This window comes from Galbitalea sp. SE-J8, from assembly GCF_030345695.1.
Classification (GTDB): Bacteria; Actinomycetota; Actinomycetes; order Actinomycetales; family Microbacteriaceae; genus JAUASV01.
Map to the genome: position 1 here is coordinate 1 of NZ_JAUASV010000007.1, position 12,765 is coordinate 12,765.

Below are 12,765 nucleotides of genomic sequence, written 5' to 3' on the forward strand. Positions count from 1 at the left end.
TCAACGACTCCGAAGAGCCGACGAGGATAATTTGGCATATGACATAGTGCACGCTGTTGAGTTCTCAAGGATCGGACACACCCGCCCCCACACGTCACCGCGCAGGCCCTCGGGGCTGATCTCACATCTCACGATGGACCGTGGGGCATCCGTCCTCGCCGAAGCGTGCGGGATGCCCACGGATTTTCATCGTGTTCGTCGCAGGGTCTCGACCGGGGGCTCGGCTTGGTCTTCCACAGAAGTGGGAGCGCTTGGCGTTCCTGATCGATCCGCTTGAGGCTCGGCCCGCTTCTTCTGCGTTCCGCACCGTTTGGGCGACGGGTGATTACATTACGCGGAGGTTTCGGCTCGTGCAAATCGGCGCGTGCAGCCCGGGCGTGTCGCCCGCCCGAGGCCCGGATTCGCGCGGCTCAGTCGTCGTGACGGGCCTGGGCTGCGCGACGACGCTCCTCCATGAGCCAGGCCGGCGGCGCCTCGAGCAGCGCGCGGATCTCATCCGTCGTCATGACGTCCGGCTGACCGTGACGCGCGAGGCCCGAGTTCGAGATGCCGAGTCGGCGCGAGACCTCGGACCGGGGATGGGGTCCGTCGGCGCGTAGCGCGACGAGCCACTGGGGCGGGTTCGCGGTCAGAGTGTTGAGCTCGTCGCGGGAGACGGGCCCGGCACGGAACGACTCCGGTGCCGCCGGCAGGTAGATGCCGAGCTTCTTCGCCGCCGTCTCGGGCTTCATGGTCTGCGTCTTCGGCGGCTTGGGCTGCTGGCGGCGGTCTTCGCGCGGGGCGATGCCCTCGGTCGCTGCGCCGGACTGGTCGGTCATGCGGCCCAGGCTAGCCTGACAGCCATGTCCGCCCCCCTCGTCGTCGCCTTCGTGCCCGGCGTCACCCCCGACAAGTGGGAGCGAGTCTGGCGGGAGCGGATGCGGCGGCATCCGCTCGAGCTGCGCGCGCTGGAGCAGCCGGCGGCGCTCGACGCGCTGCGCGACGGGTCGGCGCACCTCGCCTTCTTGCGCGACGTCGGGCGCGACGACGAGTTCCACGCGATCCCCCTCTACCGGGAGCAGCCGGTCGTCGTGGCGCCGAAGGACTCGCCGGTCGCCGCATTCGACGAGCTGGTGCTCGCGGATCTCGCGGGCGAGCCGCTGGTCGAGGGTTACGAGCCGGCGATGACGCTCGAGCTCGTCGCCGCGGGCACGGGACTCGCCGTGCTCCCGATGTCCCTCGCGCGCCTGCACGCCCGCAAGGACGTCGTGGCGCGCCCGGTCGCCGACGCGGCCGACACGGGCATCGCACTCGTGTGGCCGGTCGAGCGCGCACACGAGCTCGCCGACGCGTTCATCGGCGTGGTTCGCGGCCGTACCCCGAACTCCTCGCGCTGAGCGACGCAGAGCTGAGCTGAGCTGAGCTGAGCCGAGCAGCGCTGCGCAGTGCCGAGAACGGGGCTCAGAGCGGATTCGCGCCGCCCTCGGGCCCGTGACCGACGCGCTGCTCGGCCTGGGTCTGCGCCTCCGGAGAGGCGATCGCGGCCTCCGTCTCGGCGAACGGCGGCACGCCGTTCAGGGCGGCACCGGCCTGCGCCTCGCGACGCCGGCGTCGCTCCTCGGCGCGCTCGTCCGTGGTGGCGAAGGTGGTCTCGTGCTCTCGTTCGCGCTTGTCGTGCGCCATGGGCGGTCCTTCCGACCGTCGCGACGCTACGCGCGCCGGCGGCACGCGGCATCCGTTCGCACCCGACGCTCAGGGCGTTGGGTGCCGGCGGACAACGACGGCGGCGGGCGACGGATGCCGGCGGGCGACGCCGGCGGCATCCGTACGATGGGCGGGTGACGATCACCGCCGCGGCCGACGGGTCCGCCCTGGGCAACCCCGGACCGGCCGGCTGGGCCTGGTACATCGACGAGGAGCACTGGGCCGCGGGCGGGTGGCCGCACGCGACCAACAACCGCGGCGAGCTGACGGCGGTGCTCGAGCTGTTCCGCGCGACGGCCCACACCGGCGAGGATCTGCACGTGCTGTGCGACAGTCAGTACGTCATCAACTGCATCACGAAGTGGATGCCGGGCTGGAAGCGCAAGGGCTGGCGCAAGGCCGACGGCGCACCGGTGCTCAACGTCGACCTGCTGCGGGAGCTCGACGCCGCGATCGAGGGCCGCGAGTACCGCTTCGAGTGGGTCAAGGGACACGTCGGCCACGTGCTCAATGAGGCAGCGGATGCGCGCGCCCGCGCGGTCGCGGAGGCGTACCGGGCGAAACGCGACATCCCGACCGGCCCGGGCTTCGGCGCCGGCGCCCCGGAGCCCCCGGAGCTCGCGGCGGCGGAGCTCGACGCGGTCACGGGCGACGACAACGGGTCGCCGACGGCGGATGAGAGCGGCGCGGATGAGAGCGGCGCGGAGGAGGGCGGCGCGGAGGAGACCGATCCGACGGACGCCGTCCTCGACGCGGACGACGCGCTGTTCACCCTCGAGCCGGACCTGCACGAGGTGACCGTGCTGCTCACCGACGAGGAGTGGGCGCGGCTCACCGCGCAGGCGCGCAGCGCGGGCGTGAGCGTCGAGGAGCTCGTGCGCTCCCGCATCGGCGCGTAGCCGGTCCGCGCGCGGGTGCCGCGTGTAGCCGGTCCCCGCGCGGGTGCCGCGTGTAGCCGGTCCCCGCGCGGGTGCCGCGTGGCGCCGCGCGCGGGTGCCGCGCGGCGCCGCGCCCCGCGGCTGACTGTTGTTCCGGAGCGGTTCCGTCGCGCCCGGTGCCGGCCGCACACTGAACGCATGCCGCTGCTCGACGAGGCCCCGCCCACATCCGTCGCCCGCACCCTCGGCCGCCTCGCCGCCGGCGGGGTGCTCGTGCTCGCCGGGATCACGCACCTCACGGTGGCGCGTCGCGCGTTCCGCGCCCAGGTGCCCGACTGGGTGCCGATCGACCCGGATGCCACGGTGCTGCTCTCCGGCGTCGCCGAGATCGCGCTCGGCTCGGCGCTCGTCGGGTTGCCGACGCGGCGCGTGCCCGTCGGCTGGGCGGCCGCGGCGTTCTTCACGGCGATCTTCCCCGGCAACGTCTCGCAGTTCGTGCACGGTCGCGACGCGTTCGGACTCGACACCGACGCGAAGCGGCTCGCCCGGCTGCCGTTGCAGGCGGTGCTCGTCGCGGGCGTGCTGTGGGCGACCGGCGCGTGGCGGGATCGGCCTCGCCGGTCGCGCTGACCACTCCTCCCCAGCCACCGGGGCGCGCGGAGTGCACCCCGGCGCACGCGGAGGCGTCCGGCGGCGCGCACGCTGGCGCGCATGACGATCCCCCGCTACGACGACACCATCGACTCCCCGTTGCGCACCGGCGAGAACATCCTCGACCGCGTGCACGACCTCATCGGACCGGCCTGCCGGGCGCAGACCTGGTTCCTCTTCGTCGACGACGACGACGTGCAGCTGCCGCTGCTCATCCCCATCGACGACGTGCCCGAGGACGCCGCGGTCGACGCGACCGGCGCGGCCATGGCCTCGCTCTGCGATGCGGCGGGCGCTGCGGCGATGATCGTGGTGATCGAGAGTCCCGGCACGCACGAGCTGACGGATGCCGACCGGGCCTGGGCGCGCGTCGTGCGCGATGCGGCGCTCGCCGTCGACGTCGAGCTGCGCGCCCTGCTGCTCAGCCACGACCACGGCGTGCGGGCGCTCGCGCCCGACGACCTGTTGTAGCCGGCGACCCTTCGCCGCCCGAGCGACTCCCCGCGCTCCGCTGGTCGACGAGCGCGCGACCCCCGCCGGTCGGGAGCGCGCAACCCCCGCCGGTCGAGGAGCGCGCAACCCGCCGGTCGAGCAGCGCGCAACGAAGTCGCCCGCGTCTCGAGACCAACACCGATCCCCCACGGCAGGCGAAAGGTCTCGAGACGCCCGAATGGTCTCGAGACGCCGGCTCGCTGCGCTCGCAGGCTCCTCGACCAACGGCCGCAGCGCACGACCCCCGCTGGTCGAGGAGCGCACAACCCCCGCCGGTCGAGGAGCGCGCGACGCAGTCGCCCGCGTCTCGAGACCACCACCGACCCCCACCGACAGACGAATGGTCTCGAGACGCCGGCTCGCTGCGCTCGCAGGCTCCTCGACCAACGGCGGAGGCGCACGACCCCCGCTGGTCGAGGAGCGCGCGACGCAGTCGCCCGCGTCTCGAGACCACCACGGACCCTCACCGACAGACGAATGGTCTCGAGACGCCGGCTCGCTGCGCTCGCAGGCTCCTCGACCAACGGCGGAGGCGCACAACCCCCGCTGGTCGAGGAGCGCGCGACGAAGTCGCCCGCGTCTCGAGACCACCACGGACCCCCACCGACAGATGAATGGTCTCGAGACGCCGGCTCGCTGCGCTCGCAGGCTCCTCGACCAACGGCGGGCGGGGGCGCACGACCAACGGAGCTGCAGGAGCGCACGACGCGGGTGCGTACGCTCGTAGCGTGCCCACCGCATCCGCGCCGTTCGCGATCCGCGAGACGCTCGACGCCGCCGCGTGGCGTGCCCGGGCGGCGTCGCACGCCGAGCGCGCGGACGCGATGACCGCGGGCTGGCGCGCCCGCGCCGGCACCGGCCGCACGCATCCGGTCGAGGACTTCCTGTTCACCTACTACCCGTACAAGCCCGCGCAGCTGCGGAAGTGGCATCCGGGAGCGGGCGTCGCGCTCGCCGACGCCGCCGAACGCGCCCAGTGGGCGTTCTACGCGGTCGACGACGACGACGTCGCCCACGTCGACGGGGCCGCGTTCGTCGAGCGCCACGGCCGCAACGTCGGCTTCATCGCGTCGCTGCTCGAGCGCACGGCCGGGCGCACCGCCAACCTCGCGTGCTTCGGGCTGCACGAGTGGGCGATGGTGTACCGCGCCGAGGAGCACCGGCACGCCGTGCCGCTGCGGCTCGGCCAGACCGGAACGGATGCCGTGGTCCAGCAGCACCGCATCGCGTGCTCGCACGTCGACGCGTTCCGGTTCTTCACCGCCGCCGCGGTGCCGCTCAACCGCCTGCAGCCGACGCGGGAGAACCAGCCCGACCTCGAGCAGCCCGGCTGCCTGCACGCCGGCATGGACCTGTACAAGTGGGCGACGAAGCTCGGCCCGCTCGTGCCCGGGGAGCTGCTGCTCGACTGCTTCGAGCTCGCCCGCGACATCCGGGACCTCGACATGCGCGCCTCGCCGTACGACCTGGCCGACCTCGGCTACGCGCCCGTGCCGATCGAGACGCCCGCGGGCAGGGCCGCCTACTCGCGCGCCCAGCGCGGGTTCGCCGAGCGCGGCGCCGCGCTGCGCGCCCGGCTGATCGCTGCCGCGCGAGCCTGACCGGCCGGTTGCCCGGTCGGCCGGTTGCCCGGTCGGCCGGTCGGCGGTGCGTGACAGCATGAGGACATGCCCGTCGAGTCGTCACGCGCCGCCCGCGCGGAAGGCGAGGCGACGGCATCCGGTCCCGGCTGGCGGGAGCGCGTGCGCGCGCTGAGCGCCGACGAGCCCGACGCGGTCGAGCGCCCCCGGGTGGGCCTGCAGCTCACCGTCCGCGAGCTGGTACGCCCGGCGGACTCACCGTGGAGCGCACCGAAGGGCACGCGCGCCGACGGCATCCGCAGCACCGGCTCGTACCGGCTCGGAGCACGGCCCGTGACGCTCAGCCCGGCCGGCCAGTGGGTCTCGTCGGGCACCGGATGGACGCAGTACAGCTACGTCAGCCACCGCCTCCCGCTGGATCCGCGGCACGTGCGCTGGCTCACCGAGTTCGCGTCGCTCCACCGCTCCACCCGGCCGGCATCGACCCCGCAGGAGAGCGCCTTCCTCTACCTCGACGACTTCGGCTCGCCCCTGCTCTGGGCGCTGCTCGAGAGCGCCGCCGCCCTCGACATCGCGCTCGTGACGGGCGCGCGCACAGCCGACGTGGCGACGATCCGCTCGGGCCGCGTGCGGCTCGACGCGCGGCGCGCGCACGGCCGGCTCGCGCTGTCCCCCGCCCTCGAGATCGTCGGCGGCCCGGCGGATGAGGCACCGCCCCGGCCGGAACCTCTCGTCCTCGGCGCGCACGACGGCATCCTCACAGGCCCCATCGGGGACCACGGCCTCTACCGGGCCACGCTCGATCCGCCACGGGTCGAGCTGATCCGGCTCGACCGCGCCCTCTCGCCCGAGCTCGCCGGCCTGCTGAGCATCGGCGAGCCGCTCGCCGTGCCGGAGGCCGAGGCCGACGAGTTCGTGCGCGACTACTACCCGCGGCTCGCGAGCGCCGTCCCGGTCGCGAGCGCCGACGCATCCGTGCCGCTGCCGGCCGTGCGTCCGCCGTCACTGCTGCTCACGGTCGAGACGAAGCCCGACGACGTCATCGAGCTGACCTGGGAGTGGGAGCAGGGCGTGCACCGCATGCCGGCGCCCGACGAGGGCCCGAGCGGCGTGCTGCGCGGCATCGACGCCGCGCTGTTCGCGGCCGAGCGGTTGCCCGGGCTCGAGGCGCGGCCCGACGTGCGCGTCGTGTTCGTCGGCGGGCGTCCCGACTACCGCGAGCTCACGGCCACCCCGAGCCTCACGATCACGACGGTGCCGACCGACGACCCGGACTGGTTCGACCTCGGCGTGCTCGTGCGGGTGAATGGCCGCGAGGTCTCGTTCCGGCAGATCTTCACGGCGATCGCGCGCGGCAGATCGCGGCTGCTGCTCATCGACAAGACGTATCTCAACGTCGAACAGCCGGTCTTCGACGGGCTGCGTCGGCTCATCGAGGAGGCCGGGGAGCTCGGCGAGTGGGAGCCGCGGCCGCGCATCAGCCGCTACCAGGTGGAGCTGTGGAGCGCGTTCGAGGAGCTCGCCGACGAGACCGTCGAGGCGACCGAGTGGCGCGCGGCGGTCGACGCGCTGCGGTCGTCCGCCGCGCCCGCCGAGGTGCCGGTGCCCGCCGGGCTCGTCGCCGAGCTGCGACCGTACCAGCGCGAGGGCTTCGCGTGGCTCGCGACGCTGTGGCAGCACCGGCTCGGCGGCCTGCTCGCCGACGACATGGGCCTCGGCAAGACGCTGCAGGCGATCGCCCTCATGCTGCACGCGCGCTGGAGCTATGAGCCACGCGCCAGCGTCGCCGCGACGCCAGCGCCGAGGGAGCCTGCGACCGAGGATGGTCTGCCTCCGTTCCTCGTCGTCGCGCCGACATCCGTGCTGCCGTCCTGGGCCGCCGAGCTCGCGCGGTTCGCGCCCGGCCTCGACGTGCAGCTGATCGAGAACCGGCGCACGGCGGCGCGACCGGACGCGGATGTCGTCGTCACGTCCTACGCGCTCCTGCGGCTCGAGGCACGCCGCTTCGCCGCCGGGCGCTGGGCCGCGCTCGTGCTCGACGAGGCGCAGGCGGTGAAGAACCCGCGCTCGCGCGTGCACGAGGCGGTCGCGGGCGTCGGCGCCCCGCTCGTCTACGCCCTCACCGGCACGCCGATGGAGAACTCGCTCGGCGACCTGTGGACGCTGCTGCGCCTCACCTCCCCCGGACTGTTCGCGTCGCACCACCGGTTCACCGAGTCGTTCCGGGTACCGATCGAGGCGGGATCGCCGTCGCGGCTCGCCGAGCTGCGACGGCGGATGCGCCCCTTCGTGCTGCGGCGCACGAAGGAGCTCGTCGCGCCCGAGCTGCCCGCGCGCCAGGAGCAGGTGCTCGCGGTCGACCTCGATCCGCGGCACCGGGCGATCTACGACCGCGTGCTGCAGACCGAGCGCAAGAAGGTGCTCGGCCTCATCGACGACCTCGACCGGCAGCGGTTCATCGTGTTCCGCTCGATCACCCTGCTGCGGCTGCTCGCGCTCGACCCGGCGCTCATCGACGACGAGGACTACGGCGACGTCATCGCGGCCAAGGCGGATGCGCTGCTCGAGCGGGTGCGCGAGCTCGTCGCCGAGGGGCACCGCGCGCTCGTGTTCAGCCAGTTCACGTCGTACCTCGCGCGGATCGGTGCGCGGCTCGACGCGGAGGGGATCGGCTACGAGTACCTCGACGGGTCGACGCTCAGGCGCGGCGAGGTCGTGGACCGGTTCCGCGAGGGCGACGCGCCGCTATTCCTCATCAGCCTCAAGGCGGGGGGCGTCGGCCTCACCCTCACCGAGGCGGACTACGTCTTCCTGCTCGACCCGTGGTGGAATCCGGCCGCCGAGCGTCAGGCGATCGACCGGACTCACCGGATCGGGCAGACGAGGCCGGTCACGATATACCGGCTCGTCGCACGCGACACGGTCGAGGAGAAGGTCATGGCCCTGCGCGACCGCAAAGCCGGGCTCACGGATGCGGTGCTCGACGCCGACGCGGCGTTCGCGTCCGCGCTCGACGCCGACGACATCCGTGCCCTGCTGAGCTGACCATTCCGGCTCGGGCGCTTCCCTCGCGTCGGCCCGATTATTACGCTGTGTTACGTCGGGCGGCGCTCGCCCGCGGCGCGGACGAAGGAGCAGCCATGAGCACGATGACCGAGATGATGGGCGCGATGCGCGCGGGCATGCCGATGCCGATGGACATGTCGACGATGGACGACTGCATGGAGGCGTGCGACGCCGCGATGCAGGCGGCCACGATGTGCGCCGACGCGTGCGGCGGCATGGAGGGCATGGGCGCGTGCGCGAGCATGTGCATGAACACCGCGGATGTCGCGATGACGATGATGCGCATGATGATGCGGCCGATGGGCATGTCGATGGCCGCCATGACGACGATGCTCGAGGCGACCGCGACGATGGGCGCCGCGTGCGCCATGGAGTGTCACGCGCACGAGAGCATGCACGACCACTGCCGCATCTGCGCCGCCGCCTGCGACCGGATGGTCGAGTGCTGCCGCATGATGCTCGCGGCGATGGCCTGACGCGCAGACCCGCCTTGTCGTCCGAGGAGGCGCGCCAGCGCCGTCTCGACGCGCGCTCAGCGCGAGACGCTGACCCGCGCCCCGCCGATCGCGAGCAGCCCGGCGATCGGGTGCACCGCGACCGGCTCGCCCACGGCGAAGACGTGCGCGTGGTGCCAGACGATCTCGGCCGATCCGTCGAGGTGGGCGAGTTCGGCGGTGCCGTCTGCGTGCACCGCGGCGACGATCGCGTCGCGCCACGCGCTCGGGCTCGCGCTCGCCACGCGCTCCTGGATCGCCATCACGCCGTGCCCAGCGCGGCCGCTGCGGCAATCGGTGCACGTGATGGTGGTGTTCATGCCGACGACGTTACGTCGGGGTCCCGCGCCGGTCGATCGCGGCCGTAACGGTTCGACACACTGGCCCCCGAACCGGGACGCGCCCCGCGCGCCCGGCCCGTGATGGGGTGGACGGGTAGGTCGAGGCGGGGAGAGTGACGTGACGCGCACGTTCACCCTGCTCGCGATCGGCGCGCTCACGGCCGGCCTGCTCGCGGTGCTGGGCACGGCATCCGTTGCTGTTCCGGCGGACGCGGCGTCGAGCATCCGGGTCGCGAGGGCGACCACGATCTTCCGCGGGGGGCTGTACGTGCAGCCGGACAGCGTCGCCGCGCTCGCGGTCGACGGGCTGTCGGGCCGCGAGAAGCGGGCCGCGCGGTACATCGCGAGGCGCAGCGTGGCGATCTGGCTCGGCGAGTGGGCCACGGGCGCGAGCCTGAAGGCGTACCTGAGACGCAATCTCGCGGACGCCGACGAGCAGCAGCGCACCGCGGTCTTCGTGGCCTACGCGCTGCCGAATCGCGACTGCGGCGGGCACTCGGCGGGAGGGCTGAGCCCGGCGGGGTACGCGTCATGGACGAGGACCATCGCGAAGACGCTCGCCGGGCGCCGGGCGGTCGTGCTCGTGGAGCCGGACTCGCTCTCGCAGCTCAACGTGTGCCCGCCCGGCACGGCCGAGCAGCGCCTGCCGCTGCTGAAACGCGCCGTCGCGCTCTACGCGAAGGCGAAGGTGCCCGCGTACCTCGACGGCGGCATCTCCGGGCACGAGGCGCTCGACGCCGCCGCCGCGAACCTGCGGGTGGCGGGGGTCGCCTCCGCGCGCGGCTTCTTCACGAACGTCGCGAACTACCGGCCGACCGCCGATGAGCGCGGCTGGGCGGAGGCGCTCTCCCGCGCGACCGGCAACAGCCACTACGTCGTCGACGTGTCGCGCAACGGCCGCGGGTACAGCGGCGAGTGGTGCAACGCCCCCGGCGCGGGGCTCGGCGCCGACCCCAGGGTGGTGCGCTCGACTCCCCGGCTCGACGCGCTGCTCTGGGTGAAGCCCCCGGGCGCGAGCGACGGCGAGTGCAACGGCGGACCGGCCGCGGGGCAGTGGTTCCCGGCCTACGCCGCGGCCCTCGTGGCGAACCGCGCGCGCTGAGCCGCGCGGCGGCGGCATGGCGCGGCCGGCGGGAGGACCGAAAACGAAGGAGTTCCACGCGGATCGGACCTCCTGCGGGCGAATCGGGGCGGCATCCGTCGGTTCCTCCTTCGTTTTCGGCGCGGGCGCTCGGGTGTTCGCGGCGCGGGCGCCCGGGTGTTCGCGGCGCGGGCGCTCGGGTGCTCTCGGCGCGGGCGCTCGGGTGCGGTCCAGGCTCGACCGGCCCCCTTGCGACGGATGCCGAAGCGGCGTGGTCTGGACGCTCCGAACGGAAGGACCGATGCCATGAGCGACATCAGCGGAGCCAGCGATGCGACCTCGAAGCGCGTGGAGGAGAACGCGGACGTGTTCACCGACCCGGCGACGCCGAACCAGACCGTGACGAACGACGCGGTCGCGGGCGAGCCGGTGATCCCGACCGGGCACTACGCCGGTCCCGAGAGATCGGAGCCGCTCGAGGCCACGCCGGTGTACGACGAGAACGACCTCGCAGACGAGGCGATCGACCTGGGCGAGCAGCCCTGACGCGCCGACCCCGACCCGGACCCCGGCCCCGACCCGCAAGCCGGTTCCGACCCGCAAGCCCGACCCCGACCCGCAAGCCGGTTCCGACCCGCAAGCCGGTTCCGAAAACGAAGGAGTTCGCGGCCGTTCGGGCCGGAAATCACCCCCGGCGCTGCCGGACGGCCCCGAACTCCTTCGTTTTCGGCACCGGTCGGTCGGCACCGGTCGGTCGGCACCGGTCGGTCGGCGCGGCCGTCGCCCGGCGCGACCGGTCAGCCGGCGAGCTCGCTCGCGGCCGTGGTCGCGATGACGAGCACGCACACGAGGCCGATGGCGGCCATGGCCAGGAGGGCGCCTGCGAGCAGGCCGAGCCGCAGTCGACGTCGTCGCGCCGGCACGGCGAGACGGATGACGACCATCGCCGCATAGAGCGCGATCACCGCGATCCCGCCCCCGAGTCCGACCCCGGCGGGCGGCGCGCCCGCTAGTGCGAACAGCACGCCCGCGGCGATCACGGCGAACAGGGCGCCGACGATGAGCCACGAACGGCCCGAGGAGGTCGTCAGCGCCGGCTGGTTGCGCAGGAAGGTCGGGTCGGTCATCCCTCCATCGTGCGCCGCACCGCGCATCCCGTCGACGACCGCCCGAAAACGAAGGAGAATCCCCGGATTCGGCCCTCGGGCCGGGCCACTCGCGCCGGATGCTGCCGGTTCTCCTTCGTTTTCGGGCGACGTCGCAGCACACGACGCCGACGACGAGAACGGCCCGCGCCTTGTGGGCGCGGGCCGTCGTCTCGAACGTCGGATCGACGCGAGCGGGGAGCGCGTCGAGCGGGCCGCAACCCGGGCCGACGCGAGCGGGGAGCGCGTCGAGCGGGCAGCAACCCGGGCCGACGCGCGGGGTGGATCAGCGCGCGGCGCTGCCCTCGACGTAGTCGGCGTCGGTCTGCTTCCACGCGAACAGGGCGCGGAGCTCCTTGCCGGTGACCTCGATGGGGTGCTGCGCCTCCTTCTCGCGCAGCGCGAGGAACTCGGGCGCGCCCGCGTCCTGGTCGGCGATGAAGCGCGTCGCGAACGCACCGGACTGGATGTCGGCGAGCACGTCCTTCATCCGCTCCTTGACCGACGGGTCGATGACGCGCGGGCCGGACACGTAGTCGCCGAACTCGGCCGTGTCGCTGATCGACCAGCGCTGCTTGGCGATGCCGCCCTCCCACATGAGGTCGACGATGAGCTTGAGCTCGTGCAGCACCTCGAAGTACGCGATCTGCGGCTGGTAGCCCGCCTCGACGAGGGTCTCGAAGCCGTACTGCACGAGGTGCGAGGTGCCGCCGCACAGCACCGCCTGCTCGCCGAACAGGTCGGTCTCGGTCTCCTCGGTGAACGTCGTCTTGATGACGCCCGCGCGCGTGCCGCCGATCGCCTTCGCGTACGACAGCGCCACGTCCCAGGCCTGACCCGACTCGTCGCGCTCGACGGCGATGATGTCCGGGATGCCGCGGCCCGCGACGAACTCGCGGCGCACGGTGTGGCCGGGCGCCTTCGGCGCGATGAGGATGACGTCGACGCCCTCCGGGGTGTCGATGTAGCCGAAACGGATGTTGAAGCCGTGCGCGAAGGCGAGCGTCTTGCCCGGCGTGAGCTTGTCCTTGATGCTCTCCGCGAAGATGCCGCGCTGGTGCTGGTCGGGCGCGAGGATCATGATCAGATCGGCCCACTCGGTCGCGTCGGCGACGCTCCTGACCTCGAAGCCGTCCTCCTGCGCCTTCGCGGTCGACTTCGAGCCGCCCTTGAGCGCGATGACGACCTCGACGCCCGAGTCGCGCAGGTTCTGCGCGTGCGCGTGGCCCTGCGAGCCGTAGCCGACGATCGCGACCTTCTTGCTCTGGATGAGCGAGAGGTCGGCATCGTTGTCGTAGTAGATCTCAGCCACTTGTGGGCTCCTTTCAGAATGGTCCTGGGTTTCGAGACGCGG

The 12,765-nt window shown here is 73.2% G+C and carries 14 protein-coding genes; 9 read left to right on the top strand and 5 right to left on the bottom strand.

From position 1 onward, the window contains the following. Positions 1–410: 410 nt before the first annotated feature. Positions 411–818, bottom strand: a complete 408-nt coding sequence (locus QT381_RS06470) for a DUF5997 family protein (protein ID WP_353889757.1) — start codon at positions 816–818, stop codon at positions 411–413. Between the two features lie 24 nt (positions 819–842). Here QT381_RS06470 and QT381_RS06475 point away from each other — a divergent pair, with 24 nt between their 5' ends. Further along, complete coding sequence (locus QT381_RS06475) at positions 843–1,376, top strand: LysR family transcriptional regulator substrate-binding protein (RefSeq protein WP_289247998.1); 534 nt, start codon at positions 843–845, stop codon at positions 1,374–1,376. Positions 1,377–1,440: 64 nt separating this feature from the next. Here QT381_RS06475 and QT381_RS06480 read toward each other — a convergent pair whose 3' ends face one another. Beyond that, positions 1,441–1,662, bottom strand: coding sequence for a hypothetical protein (locus tag QT381_RS06480; RefSeq protein WP_289247999.1), 222 nt, complete (start codon positions 1,660–1,662; stop codon positions 1,441–1,443). Positions 1,663–1,817: 155 nt separating this feature from the next. Between QT381_RS06480 and QT381_RS06485 the strand changes: the two genes are divergently transcribed. The 6 genes from QT381_RS06485 (at position 1,818) to QT381_RS06510 (ending at position 8,826) form a co-directional block, all read left to right on the top strand. Then, a complete protein-coding gene (locus QT381_RS06485; protein WP_289248001.1) occupies positions 1,818–2,582 on the top strand; it encodes a ribonuclease H family protein in 765 nt (254 codons plus the stop codon). Between the two features lie 177 nt (positions 2,583–2,759). After that, positions 2,760–3,191 (top strand): DoxX family protein, encoded by a 432-nt coding sequence (locus QT381_RS06490; protein WP_289248002.1) that lies wholly within the window; start codon positions 2,760–2,762, stop codon positions 3,189–3,191. A gap of 81 nt (positions 3,192–3,272) precedes the next feature. Further along, positions 3,273–3,683: a hypothetical protein gene (locus QT381_RS06495; protein WP_289248003.1), complete on the top strand. Its 411-nt coding sequence runs from the start codon at positions 3,273–3,275 to the stop codon at positions 3,681–3,683. Between the two features lie 749 nt (positions 3,684–4,432). Next, positions 4,433–5,305: a 3-methyladenine DNA glycosylase gene (locus QT381_RS06500; protein WP_289248005.1), complete on the top strand. Its 873-nt coding sequence runs from the start codon at positions 4,433–4,435 to the stop codon at positions 5,303–5,305. Between the two features lie 66 nt (positions 5,306–5,371). Further along, a complete protein-coding gene (locus tag QT381_RS06505) occupies positions 5,372–8,329 on the top strand; it encodes a DEAD/DEAH box helicase (protein ID WP_289248006.1) in 2,958 nt (985 codons plus the stop codon). Positions 8,330–8,424: 95 nt separating this feature from the next. Continuing rightward, entirely contained in the window at positions 8,425–8,826 is a 402-nt protein-coding gene (locus tag QT381_RS06510) for a four-helix bundle copper-binding protein (protein ID WP_289248007.1), read from the top strand. 56 nt (positions 8,827–8,882) lie between these two features. Here the strand turns inward: QT381_RS06510 and QT381_RS06515 are convergent, their stop codons facing one another. Beyond that, complete coding sequence (locus QT381_RS06515) at positions 8,883–9,164, bottom strand: hypothetical protein (RefSeq protein WP_289248008.1); 282 nt, start codon at positions 9,162–9,164, stop codon at positions 8,883–8,885. A gap of 139 nt (positions 9,165–9,303) precedes the next feature. Between QT381_RS06515 and QT381_RS06520 the strand changes: the two genes are divergently transcribed. Continuing rightward, the gene (locus tag QT381_RS06520) at positions 9,304–10,287 is read left to right on the top strand and encodes a glycoside hydrolase family 6 protein (protein WP_289248009.1); all 984 of its coding nucleotides are present in this window, start codon (positions 9,304–9,306) and stop codon (positions 10,285–10,287) included. A 285-nt stretch (positions 10,288–10,572) separates the two neighbouring features. Further along, positions 10,573–10,812, top strand: coding sequence for a hypothetical protein (locus tag QT381_RS06525; protein WP_289248010.1), 240 nt, complete (start codon positions 10,573–10,575; stop codon positions 10,810–10,812). A 251-nt stretch (positions 10,813–11,063) separates the two neighbouring features. Here QT381_RS06525 and QT381_RS06530 read toward each other — a convergent pair whose 3' ends face one another. Together QT381_RS06530 and ilvC are read right to left on the bottom strand one after the other, a co-directional pair. Further along, positions 11,064–11,393 (bottom strand): hypothetical protein, encoded by a 330-nt coding sequence (locus tag QT381_RS06530; protein ID WP_289248011.1) that lies wholly within the window; start codon positions 11,391–11,393, stop codon positions 11,064–11,066. A 304-nt stretch (positions 11,394–11,697) separates the two neighbouring features. After that, a complete protein-coding gene (ilvC, locus tag QT381_RS06535; protein ID WP_289248012.1) occupies positions 11,698–12,723 on the bottom strand; it encodes a ketol-acid reductoisomerase in 1,026 nt (341 codons plus the stop codon). Positions 12,724–12,765: the final 42 nt, after the last annotated feature.

Excerpts from the sequence above, each read along its gene's own strand:
- QT381_RS06480 (WP_289247999.1), bottom strand. The coding sequence starts at position 1,662 with ATGGCGCACGACAAGCGCGAACGAGAGCACGAGACCACCTTCGCCACC.
- QT381_RS06470 (WP_353889757.1), bottom strand. The coding sequence starts at position 818 with ATGACCGACCAGTCCGGCGCAGCGACCGAGGGCATCGCCCCGCGCGAA.
- QT381_RS06525 (WP_289248010.1), top strand. The coding sequence starts at position 10,573 with ATGAGCGACATCAGCGGAGCCAGCGATGCGACCTCGAAGCGCGTGGAG.
- QT381_RS06490 (WP_289248002.1), top strand. The coding sequence starts at position 2,760 with ATGCCGCTGCTCGACGAGGCCCCGCCCACATCCGTCGCCCGCACCCTC.
- QT381_RS06515 (WP_289248008.1), bottom strand. The coding sequence starts at position 9,164 with ATGAACACCACCATCACGTGCACCGATTGCCGCAGCGGCCGCGCTGGG.
- QT381_RS06475 (WP_289247998.1), top strand. The coding sequence starts at position 843 with ATGTCCGCCCCCCTCGTCGTCGCCTTCGTGCCCGGCGTCACCCCCGAC.
- QT381_RS06495 (WP_289248003.1), top strand. The coding sequence starts at position 3,273 with ATGACGATCCCCCGCTACGACGACACCATCGACTCCCCGTTGCGCACC.
- QT381_RS06530 (WP_289248011.1), bottom strand. The coding sequence starts at position 11,393 with ATGACCGACCCGACCTTCCTGCGCAACCAGCCGGCGCTGACGACCTCC.
- QT381_RS06510 (WP_289248007.1), top strand. The coding sequence starts at position 8,425 with ATGAGCACGATGACCGAGATGATGGGCGCGATGCGCGCGGGCATGCCG.
- QT381_RS06505 (WP_289248006.1), top strand. The coding sequence starts at position 5,372 with ATGCCCGTCGAGTCGTCACGCGCCGCCCGCGCGGAAGGCGAGGCGACG.